This window comes from Kitasatospora sp. NPDC004289 (genome assembly GCF_053602875.1).
Genome location: NZ_JBSGEL010000057.1, coordinates 29,180 through 52,101, shown reverse-complemented (window position 1 = coordinate 52,101; position 22,922 = coordinate 29,180). Strand labels below are relative to the sequence as shown.

The 22,922-nt window shown below is 73.1% G+C and carries 24 protein-coding genes and 1 rRNA gene; 14 read left to right on the top strand and 11 right to left on the bottom strand.

Annotation, left to right across the window (positions count from 1 at the left end):
• Nucleotides 1-93, bottom strand: a 16S ribosomal RNA gene (locus tag ACWEPF_RS30100); the annotation flags it as partial.
• Nucleotides 94-673: 580 nt separating this feature from the next.
• On the opposite strand from ACWEPF_RS30100, the gene ACWEPF_RS30095 reads away from it, so the two are divergent.
• Nucleotides 674-1,267, top strand: coding sequence for a DUF4291 domain-containing protein (locus ACWEPF_RS30095; protein WP_452175035.1), 594 nt, complete (start codon nucleotides 674-676; stop codon nucleotides 1,265-1,267).
• Between the two features lie 38 nt (nucleotides 1,268-1,305).
• Here ACWEPF_RS30095 and ACWEPF_RS30090 read toward each other — a convergent pair whose 3' ends face one another.
• Both ACWEPF_RS30090 and ACWEPF_RS30085 read right to left on the bottom strand, forming a co-directional pair.
• Nucleotides 1,306-2,310, bottom strand: coding sequence for a DUF2199 domain-containing protein (locus tag ACWEPF_RS30090; RefSeq protein WP_452175034.1), 1,005 nt, complete (start codon nucleotides 2,308-2,310; stop codon nucleotides 1,306-1,308).
• Between the two features lie 90 nt (nucleotides 2,311-2,400).
• A complete protein-coding gene (locus tag ACWEPF_RS30085) occupies nucleotides 2,401-3,114 on the bottom strand; it encodes an O-methyltransferase (RefSeq protein WP_452175033.1) in 714 nt (237 codons plus the stop codon).
• Between the two features lie 89 nt (nucleotides 3,115-3,203).
• Here ACWEPF_RS30085 and ACWEPF_RS30080 point away from each other — a divergent pair, with 89 nt between their 5' ends.
• From ACWEPF_RS30080 to ACWEPF_RS30070, 3 genes are all read left to right on the top strand, one after another.
• Nucleotides 3,204-4,070 (top strand): NAD-dependent protein deacetylase, encoded by an 867-nt coding sequence (locus ACWEPF_RS30080; protein WP_452175032.1) that lies wholly within the window; start codon nucleotides 3,204-3,206, stop codon nucleotides 4,068-4,070.
• Between the two features lie 160 nt (nucleotides 4,071-4,230).
• Complete coding sequence (locus ACWEPF_RS30075; protein ID WP_452175031.1) at nucleotides 4,231-5,022, top strand: hypothetical protein; 792 nt, start codon at nucleotides 4,231-4,233, stop codon at nucleotides 5,020-5,022.
• 382 nt (nucleotides 5,023-5,404) lie between these two features.
• A complete protein-coding gene (locus ACWEPF_RS30070; RefSeq protein WP_452175030.1) occupies nucleotides 5,405-7,171 on the top strand; it encodes an ABC transporter ATP-binding protein in 1,767 nt (588 codons plus the stop codon).
• Between the two features lie 94 nt (nucleotides 7,172-7,265).
• Here the strand turns inward: ACWEPF_RS30070 and ACWEPF_RS30065 are convergent, their stop codons facing one another.
• Nucleotides 7,266-8,276 carry a LacI family DNA-binding transcriptional regulator gene (locus ACWEPF_RS30065; protein WP_452175029.1) on the bottom strand — a complete coding sequence of 337 codons (1,011 nt, stop codon included), beginning with the start codon at nucleotides 8,274-8,276 and terminating at the stop codon, nucleotides 7,266-7,268.
• 30 nt (nucleotides 8,277-8,306) lie between these two features.
• Nucleotides 8,307-8,936 carry an SGNH/GDSL hydrolase family protein gene (locus ACWEPF_RS30060; RefSeq protein WP_452175027.1) on the bottom strand — a complete coding sequence of 210 codons (630 nt, stop codon included), beginning with the start codon at nucleotides 8,934-8,936 and terminating at the stop codon, nucleotides 8,307-8,309.
• Between the two features lie 144 nt (nucleotides 8,937-9,080).
• Between ACWEPF_RS30060 and ACWEPF_RS30055 the strand changes: the two genes are divergently transcribed.
• From ACWEPF_RS30055 to ACWEPF_RS30040, 4 genes are all read left to right on the top strand, one after another.
• Nucleotides 9,081-10,022 (top strand): ROK family protein, encoded by a 942-nt coding sequence (locus ACWEPF_RS30055; protein WP_452175026.1) that lies wholly within the window; start codon nucleotides 9,081-9,083, stop codon nucleotides 10,020-10,022.
• Nucleotides 10,023-10,122: 100 nt separating this feature from the next.
• Nucleotides 10,123-10,605 (top strand): hypothetical protein, encoded by a 483-nt coding sequence (locus tag ACWEPF_RS30050; RefSeq protein ID WP_452175025.1) that lies wholly within the window; start codon nucleotides 10,123-10,125, stop codon nucleotides 10,603-10,605.
• Nucleotides 10,606-10,771: 166 nt separating this feature from the next.
• On the top strand, nucleotides 10,772-11,251 hold the full coding sequence (locus ACWEPF_RS30045) for a hypothetical protein (protein ID WP_452175024.1): 480 nt from the start codon (nucleotides 10,772-10,774) through the stop codon (nucleotides 11,249-11,251).
• Nucleotides 11,252-11,331: 80 nt separating this feature from the next.
• Complete coding sequence (locus ACWEPF_RS30040) at nucleotides 11,332-11,769, top strand: hypothetical protein (RefSeq protein ID WP_452175023.1); 438 nt, start codon at nucleotides 11,332-11,334, stop codon at nucleotides 11,767-11,769.
• 53 nt (nucleotides 11,770-11,822) lie between these two features.
• Here ACWEPF_RS30040 and ACWEPF_RS30035 read toward each other — a convergent pair whose 3' ends face one another.
• The 3 genes from ACWEPF_RS30035 to ACWEPF_RS30025 are packed head-to-tail and all read right to left on the bottom strand — an operon-like array spanning nucleotide 11,823 to nucleotide 15,048.
• A complete protein-coding gene (locus tag ACWEPF_RS30035; protein WP_452175022.1) occupies nucleotides 11,823-12,890 on the bottom strand; it encodes a threonine aldolase family protein in 1,068 nt (355 codons plus the stop codon).
• Nucleotides 12,887-13,636 (bottom strand): SDR family NAD(P)-dependent oxidoreductase, encoded by a 750-nt coding sequence (locus ACWEPF_RS30030; RefSeq protein ID WP_380149881.1) that lies wholly within the window; start codon nucleotides 13,634-13,636, stop codon nucleotides 12,887-12,889. Before ACWEPF_RS30030 ends, ACWEPF_RS30035 begins: the two co-directional genes overlap by 4 nt.
• On the bottom strand, nucleotides 13,633-15,048 hold the full coding sequence (locus tag ACWEPF_RS30025) for a DUF6421 family protein (protein ID WP_380149880.1): 1,416 nt from the start codon (nucleotides 15,046-15,048) through the stop codon (nucleotides 13,633-13,635). The genes ACWEPF_RS30030 and ACWEPF_RS30025 overlap by 4 nt, the downstream gene beginning before the upstream one ends.
• 419 nt (nucleotides 15,049-15,467) lie before the next feature.
• Here ACWEPF_RS30025 and ACWEPF_RS30020 point away from each other — a divergent pair, with 419 nt between their 5' ends.
• The 5 genes from ACWEPF_RS30020 to ACWEPF_RS30000 all read left to right on the top strand — a co-directional run bounded on the left by ACWEPF_RS30020 (nucleotide 15,468) and on the right by ACWEPF_RS30000 (nucleotide 19,769).
• Entirely contained in the window at nucleotides 15,468-16,343 is an 876-nt protein-coding gene (locus ACWEPF_RS30020) for an ABC transporter substrate-binding protein (protein ID WP_452175021.1), read from the top strand.
• Nucleotides 16,340-17,221: an amino acid ABC transporter permease gene (locus tag ACWEPF_RS30015; protein WP_345289584.1), complete on the top strand. Its 882-nt coding sequence runs from the start codon at nucleotides 16,340-16,342 to the stop codon at nucleotides 17,219-17,221. Before ACWEPF_RS30020 ends, ACWEPF_RS30015 begins: the two co-directional genes overlap by 4 nt.
• The gene (locus tag ACWEPF_RS30010) at nucleotides 17,218-17,982 is read left to right on the top strand and encodes an amino acid ABC transporter ATP-binding protein (protein ID WP_452175020.1); all 765 of its coding nucleotides are present in this window, start codon (nucleotides 17,218-17,220) and stop codon (nucleotides 17,980-17,982) included. The genes ACWEPF_RS30015 and ACWEPF_RS30010 overlap by 4 nt, the downstream gene beginning before the upstream one ends.
• A 107-nt stretch (nucleotides 17,983-18,089) precedes the next feature.
• Nucleotides 18,090-18,581 (top strand): DUF5134 domain-containing protein, encoded by a 492-nt coding sequence (locus ACWEPF_RS30005; RefSeq protein WP_452175019.1) that lies wholly within the window; start codon nucleotides 18,090-18,092, stop codon nucleotides 18,579-18,581.
• Nucleotides 18,582-18,812: 231 nt separating this feature from the next.
• On the top strand, nucleotides 18,813-19,769 hold the full coding sequence (locus tag ACWEPF_RS30000) for a M56 family metallopeptidase (RefSeq protein ID WP_452175018.1): 957 nt from the start codon (nucleotides 18,813-18,815) through the stop codon (nucleotides 19,767-19,769).
• Between the two features lie 20 nt (nucleotides 19,770-19,789).
• On the opposite strand, the gene ACWEPF_RS29995 is transcribed toward ACWEPF_RS30000, so the two are convergent.
• Nucleotides 19,790-20,482 (bottom strand): SDR family oxidoreductase, encoded by a 693-nt coding sequence (locus tag ACWEPF_RS29995; protein ID WP_452175017.1) that lies wholly within the window; start codon nucleotides 20,480-20,482, stop codon nucleotides 19,790-19,792.
• Between the two features lie 150 nt (nucleotides 20,483-20,632).
• On the bottom strand, nucleotides 20,633-21,259 hold the full coding sequence (locus tag ACWEPF_RS29990; protein ID WP_452175016.1) for a GNAT family N-acetyltransferase: 627 nt from the start codon (nucleotides 21,257-21,259) through the stop codon (nucleotides 20,633-20,635).
• 99 nt (nucleotides 21,260-21,358) lie between these two features.
• Here ACWEPF_RS29990 and ACWEPF_RS29985 point away from each other — a divergent pair, with 99 nt between their 5' ends.
• Complete coding sequence (locus ACWEPF_RS29985) at nucleotides 21,359-22,369, top strand: serine hydrolase domain-containing protein (protein ID WP_452175015.1); 1,011 nt, start codon at nucleotides 21,359-21,361, stop codon at nucleotides 22,367-22,369.
• A gap of 29 nt (nucleotides 22,370-22,398) precedes the next feature.
• On the opposite strand, the gene ACWEPF_RS29980 is transcribed toward ACWEPF_RS29985, so the two are convergent.
• Entirely contained in the window at nucleotides 22,399-22,842 is a 444-nt protein-coding gene (locus ACWEPF_RS29980) for a MarR family winged helix-turn-helix transcriptional regulator (protein WP_345289592.1), read from the bottom strand.
• Between the last annotated feature and the right edge of the window lie 80 nt (nucleotides 22,843-22,922).

Below are 22,922 nucleotides of genomic sequence, written 5' to 3'. Positions count from 1 at the left end.
ACTGATCCACCCCGAAGGGCTTCACCGTTCGACTTGCATGTGTTAAGCACGCCGCCAGCGTTCGTCCTGAGCCAGGATCAAACTCTCCGTGAATGCTTTCGCACCTCGGAAGAGCGGCACAGCAACCACCGGAATAAGGTGATCCTGCGCACTGCGTCCTCGCTAGTGTCTTACTTTAAAGGAATCTCCAACCGAGCAGATGCCCGGCCGGGGATGTCAACATATCTGGCGTTGACTTTTGGCACGCTGTTGAGTTCTCAAGGAACGGTGGCTTCCTTCGATCCGCCTTCCAGCGGGCCCTCCGGGCGCTTCGTTCTTATTTCGAGCTTATCAGACGTTTTCGTCCGACTCGCTTCCGTCTTCTGCGACCTGACGGCCCGTCCGACGTTTCAAACTCTAGCCGATCCCCGCTCCGAAAAGCGAATCCAGCCGCAATCCATATAAACGCACACGACAAATAGACCCGGCCCGCAAAAAGCACAGACCAGTTCCGAGCAGAAGTGGTGTTCCAAGGATTGGCCGCCCCGGGACCGTCCACACAGAACGCGTGTCCGGTGCTCCCTGCCGAGCGACTAGAGAACAGTACGCCCGTCCCTGCCCGAAGGCAAACGCCCAGGCCCGCCCCTCGAAAACGGTTCGCCCGTTCGGCCCCGCGGGCCGCATCCTCCTCGGCATGGACGAACCGAAGCACCGCATCCGCGCGCTGCACACCGAGGAGACCGTCACCGTCTACCAGGCGTACCGCCCGGAGATCGGGGTGGCCGCGGCCCGTGACGGGCGCTTCCCCTCCTCCTGGAGCCGGAGCCGGATGACGTGGATCAAGCCCTCGTTCCTCTGGATGATGTACCGCTGCGGTTGGGGGGAGAAGGAAGGACAGGAGACCGTGCTCGCGGTCGAGATCTCCCGGGCCGGCTTCGAGTGGGCGCTGCGGCACGCGTGCCTCTCCCACTACGAGCGCGGGCTCCACTCCGACCAGGCCGCCTGGAAGCGCGAGCTCAAGCGGGCGCCGGCCCGGGTCCAGTGGGACCCCGAGCGGGACCTGCACCTCCGCCCCCTGCCGTACCGCTCGCTCCAGCTCGGTCTGGCCGGCGAGGCCTCGGGCCTGTACGCGGACGAGTGGACGGTGTCGATCACGGACGTGACCCCGCTCGCGCACCAGGTCCACGCGCTGGTGCGCGCGGGGGACCTGGGCGCGGCCGCGGAGCTGCTCCCGCAGGAGCGGCCGTACCCGGCGGGGCCGGAACTGCTGGCGCACCTCGGGGCGTGACGGTGTGACGGTGTGACGGGAGGTCACCCGACGGCGGCTCAGTGGTGGGCGTGCTCCGCTGGCTTCTCCGGGTCGTACGGGAGGGCCCAGGCCCGTTCCCCGACGAGGACCTCGTCCGGGAGCCAGGTGCTCTGCAGGACGGTGGTGAGCGCGGAGGCGGAGCTGCTGAGGACCGTCGGGGTGCTCAGCCCGTCCGCCCGGCGCGGGGAGGAGATGGTGACCGGGGCCGCGAGGACGGTGTCGCCCCAGGGTGCGAGGGCGGTGGCGAGCCGGCCGTCGAAGGCCTCCTCCGCGGAGCCGGTGCCGTGCACCGCGTCGGCGAATCGGCCGTAGGTGTCCGCCTCGATCGATATCCACACGCCGAAGCTGACGGTCCGTCCGTCGGTGAGCCGCACCCGGAGCAGGGCACGGACGAACCCGCCGAGGGTGCTGGTGAGCACGGTCTGTTCCGAGCGGAAGGTGACGACGCGCTCCCGCTCCTGCTCGGAGAGGGCTGCGACGGGGTCCGGCAGGTTGTAGTCGAAGGCCGGCGTCGCCGTGCCGAGCGGCTCGCCGCAGCAGCTGCAGAGCGGGAGGACCGCCTCCTCGTCGGACTCGTCCTCCTCCTCGAACGCCGCCGGGCCCTGCACCGCGACCCGAGCCCGCGCGGCGGCGAGCTCCGGGTCGCGGACGGCCAGGTAGGAGAGGTCCTCGTGCCAGGCCTCGGGCGTGAGGCGGACGAGCAGGCTGCCGGGGACGGAGGGGTCCGCGGTCGGCAGGTCGACGATGGCACCGTCGGCCCTGAGCTGGCCGAAGACGCCCATCCGCCCCAACTGGGTGTCCCCGTAGGGCTGCGCCCGCACGTACGCGCCGACGTCCACCACGTCGCCGGCCGAGTCGCTGCGGCGGAAGACCTCCTCGCGCAGCATCCCGGCGTGGTACCGGGTGTTCTGGGTCTGCTTGTTGCCGTAGATCCGCCGTCTCAGGTAGAGCCCGAGCGCGAGCCCCAGCGGCACTCCGATGGCGAGTCCGACGATCAGTACGTCGAGCAGATCCGAATCCATGGTCCGTCCCCCGTCCCCCGTGACTTGTCCGGCGGAGCGTAATGAGGACGGGGGCGTCCTGTCGATCGGCAATCGGCGGACCGGGCGGGGTCAGGCGGTGACCACGGCCAGGACGAAGCCGTCGTAGCCCTTGGAGCCGACGGTCTGGAGGGCGGTGGCGGTGAGGCGAGGGTGGGCGGCGATCAGTTCGGTGAAGGTGCGGACGCCCTGGACGCGGGGGTCGTCGGAGGCCTCGTCGGTGACGGCGCCGTCGCGGACCACGTTGTCGCCGATGATCAGGCTGCCGGGGCGGGTGAGGCGCAGGGCCCAGTCCAGGTAGGCGGGGTTGGAGGGCTTGTCGGCGTCGATGAAGACCAGGTCGAAGGGGCCCTGGCCCTCGGCGGCGAGCTGCGCGAGGGAGTCCAGGGCGGGGCCCTCGCGGAGTTCGACGCGGTCGGTGAGGCCGGCCCGGTCGAGGTTGGCGGTGGCCACCTCGACGCAGCGGGGGTCGACCTCCAGGGTGACGACGCGGCCGTCGGCCGGGAGGGCGCGGGCGAGCCAGATGGTGCTGTAGCCGCCGAGGGTGCCGATCTCCAGGACGGTGCGGGCGCCGCTGATGCTTGCCAGCAGGTGGAGCAGCTTGCCCTGGTTGGGGGCGACCTGGTGGCCGGGGAGTCCGGCGGCGTCGCTGTCGGCGACGGCGGTGAGCAAGGCGTCGTCCTCCTCGACGAGGAGGTCGTTGAAGTAGTCGTCGACCGCGGTCCAGGTCTGCTGCGCCTCCTGGGCCTGCTGGGTCAGGGTCTGCTGGGCCGAGGACTGCTGCATAGTGAGTTCCCTTTCGAAACTTGCGCCGTGCCGAACCGGAATCTACTACATCCCGCCCTGCTCGAACAGGCCGGTCTACCCTGGGCGGCATGGCTGAGCCCGTGATCGCGGCGGAACCGTCCGCCGGTGTCGAGGCCCTGGCCCGGCTGGTGGCCGGGCGGGGCGTGGTGGTGCTGAGCGGGGCCGGTCTGTCGACCGAGTCGGGGATCCCGGACTACCGGGGCGAGACCGGCAGCCGTCGCCGCGGCTCCCCGATGACCTATCAGGAGTTCACCGGGAGCGAGGCGGCCAGGCGCCGCTACTGGGCCCGCAGCCACGCCGGTTGGCGGACCATCGACCGGGCCGAGCCGAACGCCGGGCACCGCGCGGTGGAGCGGCTGCGCCGCTCGGGCCACGTCTCGGCCGTCATCACCCAGAACGTGGACGGCCTGCACCGGGCGGCCGGCACCCGGGACGCGGTGGAGCTGCACGGCGGGCTGGACCGGGTGGTCTGCCTGACCTGCCGTCACCTGAGCTCCCGGGCCGAGCTGGACCGCCGGCTGACCGAGCTGAACGGGGAGTTCGCGGACCCGGGAGCGCACCGCCAGGCCGACGGCGACGCCGTCCTGCCGGACGCGGCGGTGGAGGGCTTCCGGGTGGCGCCGTGCGCCCGGTGCGGCGGGGTGCTCAAGCCGGACGTGGTGTTCTTCGGCGAGAGCGTGCCCAAGCCCCGGGTGGAGCGCTGCTTCGACCTGGTGGCGGCCGGGCAGGTGCTGCTGGTGCTCGGCTCCTCCCTGACCGTCATGTCCGGCCTGCGGTTCGTCCGCCGGGCCGCCAGGGACGGCACCCCGGTCGCGATCGTCAACCAAGGCCCCACCCGGGGCGACGAGTTGGCCACCACCCGGCTCGGGCTCCCGCTCGGCCCGGCGCTCAGCGAACTGGCCGATCTGGTCGGCGGCACGGCGTCCTACGCCTGACCGTTCGGACCGCACGGGGCTGTCCGAACGGGCAGAACCGGAAAACCGCCGCTCCCTCCCGTTACCGCCACCGCCCGCCGCCACGTCCAGATGGGCAACACCGCCACCGGGCGGTCTGCATGGCCGGCATGCGACGACGACAACGGAAGGACCGACGGAGATGCACGAGCTCCCGTCCGACATCCCCCGCAACGAGCTGCCGATGCTCGACCTCACCCCGCCGAGCACCGACACCCGCCGACCGGCCCGTCGGCGCCGCGCCCGCCTGCTCGGCGGCGCGGTGGCCACCACGCTCGCCGTGGCCGGCCTGGCCGCACTGCTCGGCGGACACCTCCGGCCGACCGGCGGCACCGACGACACGGTGCAGCTGGCGGCGGCCGCCGGGCCCGCCGCGAGCCCCAGCGCCGGCGCCAGCGCCGGCGCCAGCGCCGACCCGGACGCCGGTCTGGTGAAGGTGACCGGCCGCGCCCTGCTCGGGCAGCTCCTGGACGCACTGCCGCCGTCCGTCCCGACCAGCGGCTACGCCGCCGAGACGGCCTATGTCGACGAGGGCTCCAAGGAGACCGTCGCCCAGGTGTACCTGAGCACGCCCAAAGGCACCGGCATGCTCCGGGCGTTCGTCAGCTCCGCCAGCCCGGACAAGGTCTGCACCGCGCAGACCTCCTGCCGGGTGGACGGGCGGGGGAACAAGTACACGGTCAGTCACATGCGGGACAACTGCATCCAGGACACGGTGATCTGGATGGTGCACCCCGACGGCACCGGCATCCAGCTGAACCTGGCCGGCTGCCTGGCCTGGGACGGCACCGGCAACAAGAAGGGCGTCGTGCCGCTGACCGAGGAGGAGGCGGTCCGGCTGGCCGGTGACCCGGGCATCCGCCGCATGATCACCCCGGCCGCCCGGGACGCCGCCCAGGCCCGTTTCCCGGAGATGCCGCGTCTGACCAGCTGACACCCGGTCGCACGACGGTGGGCGGCCCTTGACGAGGCGTCGGACGCGGGACCCCGTGGCTCCGAGGGGTCGTCGAGCCGAGGAGTCGTGGCACCGAGGGGTCGGTCCGCGGCTCTCCCCCGTACGTGCGGTCTTGGCGGGGCCCGACCGGTTCGGGCCCCGCCTTCCACGGTAGGGCGGTCCGGGAGCCGTGGGCAGGCCCCTGGGCCCGGAACTGCCCGGCACCTGGAACGGCGCCCGGGAGCGGCCGAGTTCAGCAAGTTCAGCGAGGCGCGCGGAGGGGGTGGTGGACTGCCCACGGAGTGGGACGGGGCTGACCGATCGGGTACGGCTTGGCACACTGCTCACCATCCCCCACACCACCCCCTCCGCTGGAGCCTCCATGGCACTGCCCCAGGGCGCACTCGGTCACCGCTACCAGGGCGAGCACCCGCTCCGGACCCTGCTCTTCCTGATCCGCCCCGACCGCACCCGCGCCGCCCTGGCCGTCCTGGTCTTCCTCGCCAAGCACTCGCCGATCTGGCTGCTGCCGCTGGTCACCGCCAACGTCCTGGACGTGGTGGTCGACCACCGCCCGCTGGCCGAACTCTGGTGGAACACCGGCCTGTTGCTGGTGATCCTGGCCCTGAACCTCCCGCTCCACCTGCTCTACGTGCACTGGATGCACGGCACCATCCGCCGGATGGGCACCCGGCTGCGCAGCGCGCTCTGCCACCGGATGCAGCAGCTGTCGATCGGCTTCCACGCCCGGGTCACCGCCGGGGCGCTCCAGTCCAAGGTGATCCGGGACGTGGAGAACATCGAGAACGCCGCCCAGCAGACCGCCGACAACGGGCTGGCGGCCATCGCCACCCTGCTCGGTGCGCTGGCCGTGATCGGCTGGAAGGCCCCCGCCTTCCTGCCGGTCTTCCTGGTCCTGGTGCCCGCGGCCGCCTACCTGGTGACCAGGCTGCGCAACCGGCTGCGCGACCAGAACGAGTCCTTCCGCCGCGAGGTCGAGCAACTCGCGGGCCGGGTGGGCGAGATGACCACCCTGATCCCGGTCACCCGGGCGCACGGTCTGGAGCGCACCGCGCTGCGCCGGATGGACCGCACCCTGGACCGGGTGCTGCACGCGGGCCTGCGGCTCGACCTGCTGAACGGGCGCTTCGGTGCGCTCTCCTGGATCCTGCTGAACGCGATCGGGGTCGGCTGCCTGGCCGGCGCGGCGGTGGCGGCGTACCGGGGCTGGCTGGGCGTCACCCCCGGCGCGGTGGTGATGCTCAGCGCCTACTTCACCTCGCTGACCGGCTCCGTCACCGGCCTGCTGGCGCTGGCACCGCAGTTGGGCAAGGGCTTCGCCTCGATCCGCTCGGCCGGGGAGGTCCTCCAGGCTCCCGACCTGGAGGAGAACGCGGGCAAGGCCGAGGTCACCGCCGTCCGCGGCCGGATCGACTTCCGCGGCGTCACCCTGCTCCACCCGGGGGCGGACCGGCCCGCGGTGGCGGGGCTGGACCTGAGCGTGCGCGCCGGGGAGACCATCGCCCTGGTCGGCGGCTCGGGCGCGGGCAAGTCCACCGTGCTCAACCTGGTGATCGGCTTCCTGCGGCCGACCGAGGGCCGGATCCTCCTGGACGGCACCGACATGGAGACCCTCGACCTGCGCAGCTACCGCCGCTTCCTGTCGGTGGTCCCGCAGGAGCCGGTGCTGTTCGACGGCACCGTCCGGGAGAACGTCGCCTACGGCCTGCGGGACGTGCCGGAGGAGGTGCTCGACGCGGCCCTGCGGGACGCCAACGCGCTGGAGTTCATCGACCGGCTGCCGCAGGGCAGGGACACCCTGCTCGGCGAGCGCGGTGTGCGGCTCTCGGGCGGACAGAAGCAGCGGCTGGCCATCGCCCGCGCGCTGGTGCGCGACCCCCGGGTGCTGGTGCTGGACGAGGCGACCTCCGCGCTGGACCCGCACTCGGAGGCCCTGGTCCAGCGGGCGATGGCCGAACTGGTGAAGGGCCGCACGGTCTTCGTGGTCGCGCACCGCCTCTCCACCATCCGGGCGGCGGACCGGATCGCGGTGCTGGAGCACGGGCGGCTGGTCGAGCTGGGCAGCCACGCCGAGCTGATCGCCGACGACGGCGCGTACGGGGCGCTGCACGCGGCGGCCGCCTCCTGAACGGTCCCCGGCGCGGGGCCGCCCGCTGACGGTGGACCGGTGCGGGGCCTCCCGCTGACGTTGGACCGGTGCGGGGCCTCCCGCTGACGGTGGGTCAGTGCGGCGGTCGTTCGGCCGAGCCGCGCGGGACCAGGCGGGTCGGCAGGACGGTGCGCCTGGCCGGGGAGGAGTCCCCGGCCAGGCGGTCGAAGAGGGCGCGCGCGGCGGCCGCGCCGAGGGCCGGCGGGTCCTGGGCGACCACGGTGAGGCCGGGGCTGAGCAGGTCGGCCAGCTCCAGGTCGTCGAAGCCGAGCAGCGCGGGCGGGCGCGGCGGGAGGTGGTGCAGGGCGGCCAGGGTGATCCGGTTGTTGGCGGTGAACAGGGCGGTCACGGGCTCGGGCCCGCCGGTGAGCCGGGCGATGGCCGCCGCCACCCGGGCCTGGTCGCTCGGGCCGCTCTCGATCCAGCGCCGATCGACCGTCAGACCGGCGGCGGCCATCGCCTCCCGGTAGCCGCGCAGCCGTTCGGCGGCGGTGTGCAGGTGCGGCTGGTCGCCGACGAAACCGATCCGGCGGTGCCCGTGGCGGATCAGGTGGGCCACCCCGTCCCGGGCGCCGCCCGCGTTGTCGCTGAGCACCGCGTCCGCCTCGATCCCGGCGGCGGGGCGGTCCAGGAAGACCACGGGGGTGCCGGACTCGGTCTCCGGCAGCAGGTACCGGTGGTCGTCCCCGGCCGGCACCACGATCAGTCCGTCCACCCGGCGGGCGCAGAAGGCCAGGGCCAACTCCCGTTCGCGCTCCGGGTCCTCACCGCTGGAGCCGGTGAACAGCAGACTGCCCTCGGCCCGGACCACCTCCTCCACCGCCCGGGTCAGGGCGGCGGAGAACGGGTCCGCGATGTCCTCCAGGACCAGACCGACGGAGGCCGTCCGGCCGGTGCGCAGCAGGCGGGCGCCGTCGTTGCGGCGGAAGCCGAGGGCGGCGATGGCCTCCCGCACCCGGACGGCGGTCTCCTCGGTGACCCCGCGCTCCCCGTTGACGACCCGTGAGACGGTCTTCAGCCCGACCCCGGCCGCCGCCGCCACGTCCTTCATGGTGGGCCTGGCGGTGACGGGGCGGCTGGTCATACCGGGAGCATACGGCTCCCCCGGCTCGGCTCAGCCGAGCACCAGGGCGGTCCAGGCCTCGGCCAGCAGGCGGTGGCCCGCCTGGGTGGGGTGGATGCCGTCGGTGGCGATCGCGGCCGGGCCGCCGGCGGTGCGGGCGGCCTGGTTGAGCAGGCCGTCGGCGGCGAGCAGCAGCGCGCCGTACTCCTCGGCGAGGCGGCGGACCACCTGGATCCGGGCGTCCAGGTCGGGGCGCCAGGCCCACTGGGTGGGGGCGACGGGGATCAGGAAGGGTTCGACCAGCACCAGGCGGGTGGCGGGGTGACGGTCCAGCAGTCCGTCCAGCAGGGCGCGGTAGTGGCCCTCCCAGGGGTCGATCGGGGACTCGATGCCGCCCTCCTGCCACCGCCAGGTGTCGTTCACCCCGATCAGGAGGGAGAGCAGGTCGGGGCGGTGGGCGAGGGCGTCGTCCGCCCAGCGCTCCCGGAGGTCGGTGACTCCGTCGCCGGAGAGGCCGCGGTTGAGCACGGTGGCGCCGGGGTGGGCCTCGCGCAGCGCCGGGGCGGCGAGTGCCGCGTAGCCGTGGCCGAGGTCGGACGGGGAGGCCGGGTGGCGCCCGGCCCGGGTGATGCTGTCGCCCTGGAAGAGCACGGTCGGGTGCGGCGGCAGGTCGATCGGCATGCGGGCGGGCCTTCCTGACGGTCGGTCGGACGGGGTCAGCGTACGAGACCGGGGCGGGGGCTGCCGAGGGCTCCTGGACAACGTTGTCAGGGGCGGCGAGAATCGCCGCAGTCCCACCGAACCCCACCTGCGGAGCCGTCGCCCATGAACGTCCGGACCCCCGAGTCCCTGCTGGCCGCGATCGACCTCGGCGGCACCAAGATCGCCGGTGGGCTGGTCGACTCCGAGGGCGTCCTGCTGCACCGGGTGCAGGTGCCGACCCCGGCCCGGGGCACCGAGAAGGAGATGGCGGCCGCCGTCACCGCCGTCCTCGACATGCTCGCCGGGCACCCCGGCTGGGCCGCCGTCCGCGCCGTCGGCATCGGCAGCGCCGGCCCGGTCGACATCGAGGCGGGGACGGTCAGCCCGGTCAACATCCCCTCCTGGCGTGCCTTCCCGCTCCGCGCCGAGGTCGCCGCCCACCCGGCGGTGGCCGGGCTGCCCGTCGTCCTCGGCGGGGACGCGGTGGCGATGACCGCCGCCGAGCACTGGCGCGGCGCCGCCCGCCCCTACCGGGACGTCCTCTGCCTGGTGGTCTCCACGGGGGTCGGCGCGGGGCTGGTGATCGGGGGTCAGCTGCACACCGGCCGTACGGGCAACGCCGGCCACCTCGGCCACATCACCGTCGACTTCGAGGGGCGGCCCTGCCCGTGCGGCTCCCGCGGCTGCCTGGAGGGCCTCGCCAGCGGCACCGCCATCGCCCGCACCGCCGCCGAATCCGGCTGGCGCTCCCCCGACGGCGACACCTCCGCCAACGCCGTCGCCGCCTCCGCCCGGTCCGGCGACCCGCTCGCCCTCGCCGCCTTCGACGCCGCCGCCCGCGCCCTCGCCGCCGGCATCGCCGCCACCGCCACCCTCGTCGACCTCGACGCCGCCGTCATCGGCGGCGGAGTCGCCCAGGCCGGTGACCTACTCTTCGCCCCGCTCCGCCGCCACTTCGCCACCTACGCCGCCCTCCCCTTCGCGGCCCGCACGGTCCTCCTGCCGGCCGAACTGGGCACGGACGCGGGCCTGATCGGAGCGGCGGCGCTGGCCCGGGCAGCGTGACCCCGCGTCGGCGACCACCCCGGGCTTCCGGCAGCGTGCGCAGTCAGAGCCCAGGGCTAGGTTGTGCGCGAGTCGACGAGGAAGCGAAGGAGTTCAACGCATGGGTGCCAGCGGCTGGAACTACGTCACGCCGTACCGCGGGGGCGTGGGCGCGAGCCTGGAAGCCCTCCGGGAGGAGGTGTTCGCGCGGGAGTACGGCGGTGGCGAGGAGTACGGCACCATCGAGGAGCTGTATGCCGATGAGGAGTTCATGGAGGAAGAGGGAACTCACTCGATTCTGGACATCCACCGCATCGTCCAGTCGACGGAGCGGCCTCAGCCGTCCAGCGCAGCGGACTACTTCACCGTCCGGCCGCTGGCCCCTGCTCGTCTGCTGGTCCACTTCGGGACGGAACGCCCCACCGTCCAGCAGTTCGAGGATGCGATCGCCCGGTCCTACACGCGCATGCAGGGCCGCCGTCCGGGCGATCCGGACCCGAGTCTGCTCGGGGAGCACGAGATGCGCTGGACCGGCTTCTACGTCCTCCTCCACACCGAGGGCCGCCCCACCCACGTCGGGTTCTTCGGGGCTTCCGGAGACTGACGCGGCGCCCGGTGCGGGCCGGGCCGATCTGATCGGATCCCGGTCGGTCGCCCTCTGCCACGGCGTCCGCAGTTCGCCCGGTGTTTCCGTGCGGTACGACGACAGGCACGAGGATGTCCTGCGGCCGCACCTGACGGCGGACCACCGACCGAGCGGAGAGCCGAGGATGACCGTCCCCTCCCCCGATCCCTTCTACCGGACCGCCGAGGTCTACGACCCGTCCGAGGAGGCCTGGCAGCTCGAACTCCGGGGCCCGCAGAACCAGTTGCTGATGGTGGCGCTGATCCCCGACGAGGATCCGTCGGAGGAGCCGACGCTGCACTTCGAGTCGCCCGAGCCGCACTCGGTGGTGCCGTACGAGGTCGTGCGGTGGTACGTGGACCGGGTCGACGAGGCGATCCACGAGATCCGCGCCTGGATGCGGCTGCGCCCCCAGCTCGTCGCCACCGTCCACCGCCTCCAGCAGGAGTACTACGGCGGCTGGATCGAGGACGCGGACTTCCCCGCCCTCCTCGCCGAACTCCGCACCGCCATCCCCGAGCCCGACCTCCCCGCCGTCCTGGCCGCCTCCGTCCGCCGCAGCCCCGACGGCACGGCCCTGGAGCCCGCCGACGCCCTGCGGATCGTCCTCGACGCCGCGGACTGACCGCCGAAAACCGCTCGGCACGGCGCGGGGCCGCCCCCGATGATGTGACTCCGCCGCACCGACCGACCGAAGGACCGGGGATGACCGTCCCGACGCTGAGCCACGACTACGCGATCACCTCGACGTACGTCCTGCCGGACGACGCCTGGTGCCTGGAGCTCGAACACGTCCCCGGGCAGCGGACCGTGATGATCGCGACCGTCCCCGACGAGGACCCGGCCCGGGAGCCGACGGTGTGGTTCGGCGGGGAGGGCCCGCACTGCGAGGTGCCGTACGAGGTGCTGCGCTGGTTCACGGACCGGGTCGGGGAGGAGGTCCGCGCCTCCCGGGCCTGGATGGGGCTGCGACCCGAACTGGTCGAGGTGATCCACCGCCTGCGCCAGGAGTACCTCGGCTCGATCGACGACGAGGACCTCCCCGACGTCCTGGCCGAGCTGCGCGTCACCATCCCGGAGGCGGACCTGCCGGCCGTCCTGGAAGCGGCCTTCGGTCGCGGACCCGAGGACCTCACCGACTGACGTCGAACGCCCCCGCCGTGGACGGCGGGGGCGTTCGACGGAGTGGCGGGGCGTCAGGCGCGGTCCATCTCCTCGGCGATGGCGGCGGCGAAGGCGTCGATGTCGGCTTCGGTGGTGTCGAAGGCGGCCATCCAGCGGACCTCGCCGGTGTGCTCGTCCCAGAAGTAGAAGCGGTAGCGCTTCTGCAGGCGCTCGCTGACCTCGCGCGGGAGGATGGCGAAGACCGCGTTGGCCTGGACGGGGCGGACCAGGGTGACGCCGTCGATGCCGGAGACGGCGGTCTCCAGGCGCTTGGCCATGGCGTTGGCGTGCGAGGCGTTGCGCAGCCAGAGGTCGCCGCTGAGCAGGGCCTCGAACTGCACGGAGACGAAGCGCATCTTCGAGGCGAGCTGCATCGACATCTTGCGCAGGTACTTGAGGTTCTTGACCCGCTCCGGGTTGAGGACCACCACGGCCTCGCCGAGCAGCAGGCCGTTCTTGGTGCCGCCGAAGGAGAGCACGTCGACGCCCGCGTCCGTGGTGAAGGCGCGCAGCGGCAGGCCCAGGGAGGCGGCGGCGTTGGCGATGCGGGAGCCGTCCAGGTGCACGAGCATGCCGTGCTGGTGGGCGTGGTCGCAGATCGCCTTGATCTCCTCGGCCGTGTACAGCGTGCCGAGCTCGGTGCTCTGGGTGATGGAGACGGCGAGCGGCTGGGCGCGGTGCTCGTCGCCCCAGCCCCAGGCCTGACGGTCGATCAGCTCGGGGGTGAGCTTGCCGTCGGGGGTGGGGACGGTGAGCAGCTTGATGCCGGCGATCTTCTCGGGGGCGCCGCACTCGTCCACGTTGATGTGGGCGGACTCGGCGGCGATCACCGCGCCCCAGCGCGGGAGCAGGGCCTGCAGGGCCACCACGTTGGCGCCGGTGCCGTTGAAGACCGGGTACGCCTCGGCCGTCGGGCCGAAGTGCTTGCGGAACACCTCCTGGAGGTGCTCGGTGTACTGGTCCTCGCCGTAGGCGACCTGGTGGCCGTCGTTGGCCAGCGCGATGGCGGCGAGGATCTCCGGGTGGACGCCGGCGTAGTTGTCGCTGGCGAAGCCGCGGACGGCCGGGTCGTGGCGGCGTACGGCGTCGGTGGTGGTCATCGGGCTGTCAGCCACAGGTGCTGTCCGTTCAGTTCTGCTGCGGGGCGGTCCCAGAGGGACGCCAGGGCGTCGGCCAGGTCGGCGGTGTCGGTGAAGCCGGCGAACTTGGCGTCGGGCTTCTCGGCCCGCATCTCCGGGGTGACCAGGGCCTTGATCACCAGGATCGCAGCCGCCGCGGTCGGGACGCCGTCGGGGGCGGTGGTCTCCTTGACGAAGGAGTCGGCCATGGCCAGCGTCCAGGCCTCGGTGGCGGCCTTGGCGGCGGCGTACGCGGCGCCGCCGGCGGTCGGCTTGTGGGCGGCCGAGGCGGAGATCATCGCGTAGCGGCCGGCCTCGCTGCGGACCAGTGCGGGCTGGAAGGCCAGCGAGGTGTGCTGGAGGGTGCGGACCACCCGGTCGTGCAGGAAGTCCCAGTCGTCGATGCGGCTGTCGAAGAAGGTCTTGCTGCCGCGCCAGCCGCCGACCAGGTGGAAGACGCCGTCCACGTGGCCGTGCTCGCCCTCCAGGTGGTCGGCCCAGTCGTGGACCTCCTGCGGGTCGAGCAGGTCGATGACCTGGCTGGAGATCTTCGCGTCCGGGACGGTGAGCCGGATGGTGTCGAGGGCCGCGTCGAGCGCCTGGCCGTCGATGTCGGCGGCGATCACGGTCGCGCCGGCGGTGGTCAGGCGGCGCAGGGTGGCGCGGCCGGCCGGGCCGGTGGCGCCGGCGACGGCGATGACCTTGCCCTCGAGGTGACGGTCGGTCATGCCGCGATCTCCTGACGGTCGGCGGTGGCGCCGGTGATGCCGGTGGTGGCGGCGATGACGCCGCCGAGCTTCTTGGACAGGGCCTCGAAGAACATCGAGAGCGGGAACTCGTCCGGGAGCACCGCGTCGCAGAGCGCCTTGCGGAGCGCCTTGTCCTCGGCGATGTCCAGCGGCAGGCCCTCGGGGCCCTTGGCCCAGGTGGAGGCCGGGTGCGGGGTGAGGTACTTGGAGACCAGCTCGTAGGCCGCGATCCAGTGCGCGGTCTTGGGGCGGTCGATGCCGTCGCGGTAGAGGGTCTCGATCTCGGCGCAGAGCGCGTTGGTGACCTCGGCGACCCGGGTCCAGTCGATCGAGAGCCGGTTGTCGCGCCAGCGCAGCGCGTCGTTCTTGTGCAGGTAGGCGAAGAGCAGCTGGCCGCCCATGCCGTCGTAGTTGCGCACCCGGTCACCGGAGACGGTGAAGCGGAACATCCGGTCGAAGAGGATCGCGTACTGGACGTCGCGGCCCTGCGGGTAGCCCTCGGCCTCCAGCTTGACGGCCTCCTTGAAGGCGGTCAGGTCGCAGCGCAGCTCCTCCAGGCCGTACATCCAGAACGGCGAGCGCTGCTTGATCATGAAGGGGTCGAACGGCAGGTCGCCGTGGCTGTGGGTGCGGTCGTGGACCAGGTCCCAGAGCACGAAGGTCTGCTGGGCGCGCTGCTGGTCGGCGAGCAGGCCGACGGCGTCCTCGGGGATCTCCAGGCCGAGCTGGCGCACCGCGCTGGTGGAGACGGCGCGGAAGCGGGCCGCCTCGCGGTCGCAGAAGATGCCGCCCCAGGTGAAGCGCTCGGGGGCCTGGCGGACCGCGACGGTCTCCGGGAAGAGCACCGCGGAGTTGGTGTCGTAGCCGGCCGTGAAGTCGGTGAAGGTGATCGGCACGAACATCGGGTTGTCGAAGCGCTCGCGCTCCAGCTCGGCCAGCCACTCGGGCCAGACCACGGTGAGCAGGACGGCCTCGAGGTTGCGGTTCGGGTTGCCGTTCTGGGTGTACATCGGGAACACCACGAGGTGCTCCAGGCCGTCCTCGCGCTGCTCGGCGGGCTGGAAGGCCAGCAGCGAGTCCAGGAAGTCGGGCTCGCGGTATCCGGTGTCGGCCCACTTGCGCAGGTCGGCCAGGACGGCGGTCAGGTAGGCGGCGTCGTGCGGGAAGAGCGGGGCGAGCTCCTCGACCGCGCCGAGCACCGACTCGACCAGCGGGTCGACGGTGGAGCGCTGGACGGCGGACAGGTCGATGGAACCGTCCTTGGCCTGCAGGGGGCGCAGCGCCTCGACGGCCTCCTTGAGCCGGAGCCAGGCGGGGTGCGCCGCGTGGCCGGCCGGGGTTACTCCGGAGAGTTCGGCCGCCTCGACGAGCTTGGGCGAAAGATTCTGCATCAGAGACCCACTTAGACAGGAGTTATTTCGACAGGTACACCATAGATTCGAAAGGTTCTCCTGTTCAAGGGGGGTCCCTCCGACACTGAGGTGACATCCGTGCCGTCCAGCATGCGGACAGTCACGTGGACTTTGTGGACAGTGGGGCCGATGGGGTGCGAACCTCCCGCCATGCTCCCGGCGGTGATCCACGTGGCCTGCTGCCACCCCTACCTGACCCGGGTGCCTTCCTGTTGTCGCGGCACCTGCTGACGCCCCGCCGCTGACACCCCGTCGGGAGGCACCGCGGCGGCCGTGCCGTACGCCGACCATGCCCGCCGCCCCCGCGCTCCGCCACCGCTGCTGACCCGGTTGGCCGCGCCCGCCCGACGGGCAGTCCTCTTCTGGCAAGTCCTCACCCCCTGCCCCTGGAGCCCGCCATGACCCCGGCCGTCCGCCCGCACCGCCTCGCCCCCGCCGCCGCCCTGCTCGCGGCCGCCGCGCTGCTCACCGCCTGCGCTCCCCAGGAGGAGGCCAAGTCGCCCTCCGCCGCCGGGAGTTGCGAGGCGGGCAAGCTGGCCACCAAGAAGTCCGGCACCCTGACGGTGGGCACCGACAAGCCCGCGTACGACCCGTGGTTCTCCGAGGACACCCCGTCGAACGGCAAGGGCTTCGAGTCGGCGGTGGCCTACGCGGTGGCGGAGAAGCTGGGCTACCCCAAGGACAAGGTCAGCTGGGTGGTCAGCCCGTTCAACAAGGCCTTCGCCCCCGGCGTCAAGGACTTCGACTTCGACGTCAACCAGATCTCGGTGAGCGCCGAGCGCAAGCAGTCGGTGGACTTCTCCTCCGGCTACTACGACGTCCGGCAGGCCGTGATCGCGCTCAAGGGCTCCAAGGCGGCCGGCGCCGCCTCGCTGGCCGACCTCAAGAACGCCAAGCTCGGCGCCCAGGTCGGCACCACCAGCCTGTCCGCCATCACCGGGCAGATCAAGCCGGCCACCCAGCCCGCCGTCTTCGACGACAACGACCTGGCGAAGACCGCCCTGAAGAACGGTCAGATCGACGCCCTGGTGGTCGACCTGCCCACCGCCTTCTACATCACCGGCGCCGAGGTGACGGACGCCAAGGTGATCGGCCAGCTGGAGACCGTGGCGGGCGGCTCGGGCGGCGAGCAGTTCGGGCTGGTGCTGGACAAGGGCAGCGCGCTGACCGGCTGCGTCAGCCAGGCCGTGGACGCGCTGCGGGCCGACGGCACGCTGGCCAAGCTGGAGAAGCAGTGGCTCTCCGACGCCGTCTCCGCCCCGGTGCTCAAGTGACCGCGACCACCGACCTGACGAAGCCGGAGGAGGAGTACCGGCCGTCGGAGCGGCGGCTGGCCCGGGAGGCGCACCGGCGCCGCCGGGCCCGCCGCTCCGCCCTGATCGCCACCGCCAGCACCGCGCTCACCGCGCTGGTGCTGGCGGTCGTGGTGGTCAGCTCCCCCGGCTGGGAGCGCACCCGGCAGACCTTCTTCAACGCCCACTACGCCCGCCAGGCGCTGCCCGAGGTGCTCGCCGGCCTCAAGGTCAACCTCGTCCTGATGCTGGTCTGCGGCGCGCTGATCCTGGTGTTCGGCCTGCTGCTGGCGGTGCTGCGCACCCTGCGCGGCCCGGTCTTCCTGCCGGTGCGCCTGCTGGCCACCGCGTACGTGGACTTCTTCCTCGGCCTGCCGATGATCATCTGCCTGCTCGTCATGATCACCGGCGTGCCCGCGCTCCGGCTCACCGGCGTCACCACCGACCCGCTGGTGCTGGGCGGCGCCGCCCTGGTGCTGACCTACTCGGCGTACGTCTCCGAGGTGTTCCGGGCCGGCATCCAGTCCGTCCACCCGAGCCAGCGCGCGGCGGCCCGCTCGCTGGGCCTGACCAACGCGCAGGCGATGCGGTTCGTGATCCTGCCGCAGGCGGTGCGGCGGGTGGTGCCGCCGCTGCTGAACAACCTGGTCTCGCTCCAGAAGGACACCGGCCTGGTCTCCATCGGCGGCGTGATCGACGCGGTCTTCGCCGCGAAGATCATCACCTCCCGGACCTTCAACTACACGCCGTACCTGGTCTCGGCGCTGGTCTTCATCCTGCTCACCATCCCGATGACCCGGTTCACCGACTGGGTCAGCCAGCGGATGAACCGCCGTCAGCTGCAAGGGGGTGCGGTGTGAGCCAGGACCCGGTGCTCCGCTTCGAATCGGTCCGGAAGTCGTACGGCGGCCAGCTGGTGCTGCGCGACGTCTCGCTCTCCGTGCCCGCGCACTCCGTCACCGCGCTGATCGGGGCCTCCGGCTCCGGAAAGTCGACCCTGCTGCGCTGCGCCAACCTGCTGGAGGAGGTGGACGACGGCGCGGTCTTCCTGGACGGCGAGGAGATCACCGACCCGGCGGTGGACCAGGACGCCGTCCGGCGCCGGATCGGCGTGGTCTTCCAGTCGTACAACCTCTTCCCGCACCTGACCGTCCTGCAGAACGTCACCCTCGCCCCGCGCCGGGTCCACCGCCGGGAGCGCGCGGAGGCCGAGGCGCACGCCCTGGAACTCCTCGCCCGGCTCGGCCTGGCCGACAAGGCCCGCGAGTACCCCGACCGCCTCTCCGGCGGCCAGCAGCAGCGGGCGGCCATCGTCCGGGCGCTGGCCACCGGGCCCCGGCTGCTCCTGCTGGACGAGGTCACCGCCGCGCTCGACCCCGAGCTGGTGGGCGAAGTCCTGGGCGTGGTGCGGGACTTGAAGGAGCAGGGGATGACCATGGTGCTCTCCACCCACGAGATGGGCTTCGCCCGCGAGGTGGCCGACCAGGTCTGCTTCCTGGACTCCGGCGTGGTGCTGGAGCAGGGCCCGCCGGAGCAGGTCTTCGGCGACCCGCAGCACGAGCGGACCCGCCGGTTCCTCAGGCGGATCGTCGCCTCCGGACGGCTCACGCCCGGCAACTGACCACCTGTCACACCCCAGTGCGCCCCCTTTCGCGCCCTGCTCCGCCCGTTCCCGATCGGTGATCGTGGAGCGGACGGGGCGGAATCGGCTGCGGAGGGGGCGCTGCGGTGCACGGACCGGTGCTGGTGAGCACGCTGCTCGCGGCCGTCGCGGGCGGCACGGCCGGCTACTGCCTGTACCGCCTGCGGCGGGGCGGGCAGCGGGAGTCCGACGCCACCGAGGCCGCGATGGGCCTCGGCATGGCCGGCATGGCCCTGTGGCCCCTCCCCCTCTGGGGCTGGCTCTTCGCCGGCCTCACCGTCTACATGCTGGCCGCCGCCGCACTCGGCGGCCACCACCCCGGCCACCGCCTCCACCACGCCGTCGGCTCGGCGGCGATGGCGTACATGGCGCTCAGCCCGGCCGCCCACCACGGCGCGGCGGGGCTGCCGTTGCTGACGGGTCTGCTCCTGCTGTACTTCGGCGGCTACACCGTCTGGAGCGGCACCCGCCTCCTCGTCACCCCGACCGGCCACACCGTCGCGGTCTCCGCCCACGTGACGCGCGCCTGCCGCTCGGCCATGGGCGTCGGCATGTTCGCGATGCTGCTGACCATGTAGCGGACTGACGCCCACTGCAGAGAGCGCCCCGACAGGGGCGCGGGGAACTGCGCGCAGGGGAACGGCAACACGTGCAACTGGCTCGCCTGCCCCGATCCAGCACTGGGCCGCCTTCCGCCTCGCGCAGTTCCTCGCGCCCCCAGAGGCCTAGCCACGTACAACAAGTGTGCCGTGGGTCATGTTGGGCCGTAGCGGGTTCTCGCGGGGCGGTGGAGCGCGTAGGTTGCTGCCATGACGGCTCTGTTCGGTCTGCTGGTGCTCGGGGCGGTGCTGGCCACCGTGGCGCCGCGGCTGTTGGCGCGGGTGCGGTGGGCGGACCGGGAGCCGGTGTTGGCCCTGCTGGTGTGGCAGTGCCTGGTCGTCGCGGTGCTGCTGTGCTGCGTGCTGGCGCTGCTGCTGGCCGCCTCCGCCGCGCTGCCGCCGGTCCGGGGTCTGCTGTTCTCGACCGCCCCGCACGGGGTGGAGGCCGCCTACGGCCTGGCCGACGCGGAGGGGTGGGGGCGGCTGACGGCCGCGCTGCTGGCGGCCGGCGGGCTGTGGACGGCGTACTCGCTCTCCCGGGAGGTCCGCTCCGCCCGGGCGCTGCGCGACCGTCGCTCCGCCGAACTGGCCCACCGTGCGCCGGAGTTGCCCGAGGGGCTGGGCGCCCGCAAGGGCGCCGGGCGGGAGCGGCTGGTGGTGCTGGAGAACGTCCGCCCGGAGGCCTGGTCGCTGCCGGGTCCGTCCTCCCGGCTGGTGGTGACCACGGGGGCGCTGCAGCAGCTGACGGACCGTGAGCTGGCGGCGGTGCTCAGCCATGAGCGCGGGCACGTCCGGCACCGGCACCACTGGCTGGCGCAGTCCGCCGAGGCGCTGGCGAGCGGCTTCCCCGGGGTCGGGGTGTTCTCCGCCTTCCGGGACCAGGTGGGCGAGTTGGTGGAGCTGGCGGCCGACGACCGGGCGGCCCGCCGGCACGGCCGGGTGACCACGGCGCTGGCCCTGGTGGAGATCAACAGCGGCCGGGGCGTCTTCGGCGCCGCCTGCCCCCCGCAGCAGCTCGCCGAGACCCCGCGCCGCGTCGACCGCCTGCTCGCCGGCGAACCCCGCCTGCCGGTCCACCACCGCCTGCGCCTCACGGTGGCCGCCCTGGCCGCCCCCGCCGCCGCGATCCTGCTGGCCGCCGCCCCGGGCCTGGTCAGCCTGATCTGAGCGGGCCGTCGACGGTCCGCTCAGCCGAGCTGCCCCGTCGGCCGCACGGTGATGTGGTTGACGTCCACGCCCGCGGGTCGACCGAGGACGAAGACGATCGTGTTCGCGATCTGCTCGGCGGTCAGCGCCGTCCCGGGGCTGCCGCCGCGCTCGTCCCAGAACGGGGTGTCCACCACCCCGGGGGCGACGACGGTCACGCCGACCCCGTCCTGGCCGACCAGCAGCCGGGTGTTCTCGGCCAGCGCGTGCACGGCCCACTTGGTGACCGAGTACAGGTTGCCGGGCGTGTGGCGCACCCCCGCGACCGAACCCATCAGCACGATCCGGCCCTTGGACTCCCTGAGCAGCGGCAGGGTCTCCCGCACCAGCAGCGCCGGGCCCAGGACGTTGGTGAGGACCATGGCCCGCATGTCCTCGGGCGCGTGGCTCTCCAGGTTCCCCGGCAGCGAGAACCCGGCGTTGGCGATGACGTTGTCCAGCCCGCCCCAGGTGTCCACCACGCGGCGCACCGCGGCGGCGACGTCGTGCTCGTCGCCGGCGTCCCCAGTGACCGTCAGCAGCTCCTCGCCCGCTCCGGCCGTGGCGGCGAAGGCGGCCAGCTTGTCCGCGTCCCGTCCGGTGACGGCCACCCGGTGGCCCTCCTTGAGCAGGGCCCGGGCGGTGGCGGCACCGATACCGGTCGATCCCCCGGTGATCAGTGTGACGGGTCCCATCGGACGTCCTCCTCGACGACGTGGCCGGGCTGCGGCCCGACCGGCCACCCCCGGAACGCCTGCACTATAGCCCCGGCCCCGGGCCGGATCTGACTGCGCGTCAGGGAGGGCGGACCCGACCGGGCCCGGCACCACGACGGCCCCGGCACCTCAGCGGGCCCGGGAGACGTAGCCGTTCAGCGGGGCGAGGGTCCGCCAGCCGAGGGCCTCGTAGAGCGCGCGGCCCTCGACGGTCGCCCCGAGGACACCCGTCGAGACCCCGTGGGCGAGCGCCACGTCGGTGAGGGCCGCGATCACCACCGTGCCCAACCCCCTTCGCCGGTGGGCCGGTTCGGTGGAGATCTGATCCGGGACGCAGACGGTGCCGGTCAGGCCCGCCTGCCCGGAGGCGGCGGGGCCACCGTCGGCGCAGAGGACGCGGACGGTGGCGACGCCGTCGGCGGTCGAGGTGGTGACGGTGTAGCCCTCGGGCACCCGTACCCGCGGCGGGCGCAGCTCGGTGGCCATCAGGAAGCAGGGGTCGAGCGGCAGCCAGCCGGTGGCCGGGAAGTACGGGTCCAGCTCGGTGGCGGGGAGGAAACCCTTGACGCAGACGGCGGGTTCGGTGACCGAGGCGGCCAGGGCACGGGTGGTGCGGGCCTCCGCGTCGAGCAGGACGTGACGGACCGTCTCCCGCGGCTTCCCGACCTCGATCCGCAGCCCCCAGGGCACCGTCGCCGGCCCGGCCAGCCCCCGGGACACCGCCCACCCCTCGACCCACGACCGCGCGAGCTCCACCGCCACATCCCCCTTGCCAGGCCGACACCGACCCGACCCGAACTGTACGGGGCCGAATTCGGTGGCCCCGCACCCTCCCCGCCGGGCTACCGTCCCCTGGTGAACGACGAACTCCGCACCGCCACCCGCCTCTTGCTCGACCACCGCCTGGAGGCGGCCCGTACCGCCCTCGGCGCGACGGCGGCGACCGCCGTGGTGCTCCGGGACGGCCGGCCCCTCTGGCGGGGCGCCACGGGCGCCGTGGACGGCCACCCGCTGGACGCCGACACCCAGTTCCGGATCGGCTCGATCACCAAGACCCTCACCGCCGCCCTGGTGCTCCGGCTCCGCGACGAGGGACGGCTCGGCCTGGACGACCCGCTGGGGCGCCACCTGGCCGGCCTGCCGGAGCCGGTCGGTGCCGCCACCGTGGGCCAGTTCCTCGCCCACACCTCCGGCGTGCCCGCCGGCCCGCCCGCCACCTGGCGGCGGGACGGCACCGACGACTTCCCCGCCGGTCTGTTCGGGCAGCCGCCCACGCTGTACCCGGCCGGTGCGGTGCACCACTACTCCGACGTCGGCTTCACCCTGCTCGGAGCGCTGGTGGAGCGGCACCGCGCGGCCCCGTGGGCCGAGTGCGTGCGGACCGAGCTGCTCCGTCCGCTGGGAATGCGCCGCACCACCCGCCTGCCGGCGGCACCGGCCGCCACCGGCTGGGCGGCCGACCCGGAGACCGGCGGACCGACGGCCGTCCCGTCGTACGACTTCGGCGTGATGTCACCGTCCGGGCAGCACTGGTCCACCCTCGACGACCTGGTGCGCTGGGCGGCGTTCCTGACCTGGGGTCAGGACGGGGTGCTGAGCGCGGCGACCCTGGCCGAGATGCGCCGCCCGGCAGTGCCGGACGGGTGCTACGGCCTGGGTCTGGAGCTCTGGCCGGACGACCCGGCGCGCGATGGCGGGCCGGGCTTCGCCGGGCACACCGGTTCGGTGCCGGGCTTCCGCTCCGCCCTGCTCGTCGCGCCGGCGGAGGGCCTGGCCGGAATCCTGCTGGCGAACGGTTCGACCGCCCTCCCGGAGGGGACGGCCGCCCTGGTCCGGGACCTGGTCCGGCTGGGCACCGCCGCCTGACGGTGAACCGGCCCGGACCTGACGGAGCCTCAGCCGTCCTGCCGCTTGCCTCCGGGCGCGCCGGGGCCACCGCCCAGGGTGCGGGCGAGCACCTCGCGGTGGACCGGCCGGGCGTCCTCGTAGCGCTGCCGGCCGGCCTCGGTGAGGGTGACGTAGATGCCGCGCCGGTCCGAGGAGCACATGGCCCGCTCGACCAGCTCCGCCTTCTCCAGGCGGCCGATCAGGCGGGAGAGGGCGCTCTGGCTCAGGTGGACCTGGGCAGAGAGGTCCTGCACCCGCAGCCGCGTCTCGTGCAGGGGCTTCCGCTCGTCCTCGTAGAGGCGCTCCAGCACCTCGAACTCGCTCATTCCCAGCCCGTGCAGCTCGCCCAGCTCGCGGTCGAGCGCGCAGGCGGTGGCCGCCTGACGGGCCAGCAGGTCGCGCCAGTCGGAGACCAGGTTCGCCCCGTCGGCGGGGACATCGGGTTCGGACACGCGGCCACCCTACCACATGCGCATGAACTTATTGCGCACACATTAAATCGACTTGCATTGAATGCACGTGCATGGAAGTG

Bases quoted from the DNA above. Each gene is read 5' to 3' on its own strand.
- ACWEPF_RS30060 (WP_452175027.1), bottom strand. From the start codon at position 8,936: ATGCCGATCGACCTGCCGCCGCACCCGACCGTGCTCTTCCAGGGCGAC.
- ACWEPF_RS30080 (WP_452175032.1), top strand. From the start codon at position 3,204: ATGGCTGAGCCCGTGATCGCGGCGGAACCGTCCGCCGGTGTCGAGGCC.
- ACWEPF_RS30090 (WP_452175034.1), bottom strand. From the start codon at position 2,310: ATGGATTCGGATCTGCTCGACGTACTGATCGTCGGACTCGCCATCGGA.
- ACWEPF_RS30065 (WP_452175029.1), bottom strand. From the start codon at position 8,276: ATGACCAGCCGCCCCGTCACCGCCAGGCCCACCATGAAGGACGTGGCG.
- ACWEPF_RS30050 (WP_452175025.1), top strand. From the start codon at position 10,123: ATGGGTGCCAGCGGCTGGAACTACGTCACGCCGTACCGCGGGGGCGTG.
- ACWEPF_RS30095 (WP_452175035.1), top strand. From the start codon at position 674: ATGGACGAACCGAAGCACCGCATCCGCGCGCTGCACACCGAGGAGACC.
- ACWEPF_RS30085 (WP_452175033.1), bottom strand. From the start codon at position 3,114: ATGCAGCAGTCCTCGGCCCAGCAGACCCTGACCCAGCAGGCCCAGGAG.
- ACWEPF_RS30055 (WP_452175026.1), top strand. From the start codon at position 9,081: ATGAACGTCCGGACCCCCGAGTCCCTGCTGGCCGCGATCGACCTCGGC.
- ACWEPF_RS30030 (WP_380149881.1), bottom strand. From the start codon at position 13,636: ATGACCGACCGTCACCTCGAGGGCAAGGTCATCGCCGTCGCCGGCGCC.
- ACWEPF_RS30020 (WP_452175021.1), top strand. From the start codon at position 15,468: ATGACCCCGGCCGTCCGCCCGCACCGCCTCGCCCCCGCCGCCGCCCTG.
- ACWEPF_RS30070 (WP_452175030.1), top strand. From the start codon at position 5,405: ATGGCACTGCCCCAGGGCGCACTCGGTCACCGCTACCAGGGCGAGCAC.
- ACWEPF_RS30045 (WP_452175024.1), top strand. From the start codon at position 10,772: ATGACCGTCCCCTCCCCCGATCCCTTCTACCGGACCGCCGAGGTCTAC.
- ACWEPF_RS30000 (WP_452175018.1), top strand. From the start codon at position 18,813: ATGACGGCTCTGTTCGGTCTGCTGGTGCTCGGGGCGGTGCTGGCCACC.
- ACWEPF_RS30040 (WP_452175023.1), top strand. From the start codon at position 11,332: ATGACCGTCCCGACGCTGAGCCACGACTACGCGATCACCTCGACGTAC.
- ACWEPF_RS30075 (WP_452175031.1), top strand. From the start codon at position 4,231: ATGCACGAGCTCCCGTCCGACATCCCCCGCAACGAGCTGCCGATGCTC.
- ACWEPF_RS30025 (WP_380149880.1), bottom strand. From the start codon at position 15,048: ATGCAGAATCTTTCGCCCAAGCTCGTCGAGGCGGCCGAACTCTCCGGA.
- ACWEPF_RS29995 (WP_452175017.1), bottom strand. From the start codon at position 20,482: ATGGGACCCGTCACACTGATCACCGGGGGATCGACCGGTATCGGTGCC.
- ACWEPF_RS30035 (WP_452175022.1), bottom strand. From the start codon at position 12,890: ATGACCACCACCGACGCCGTACGCCGCCACGACCCGGCCGTCCGCGGC.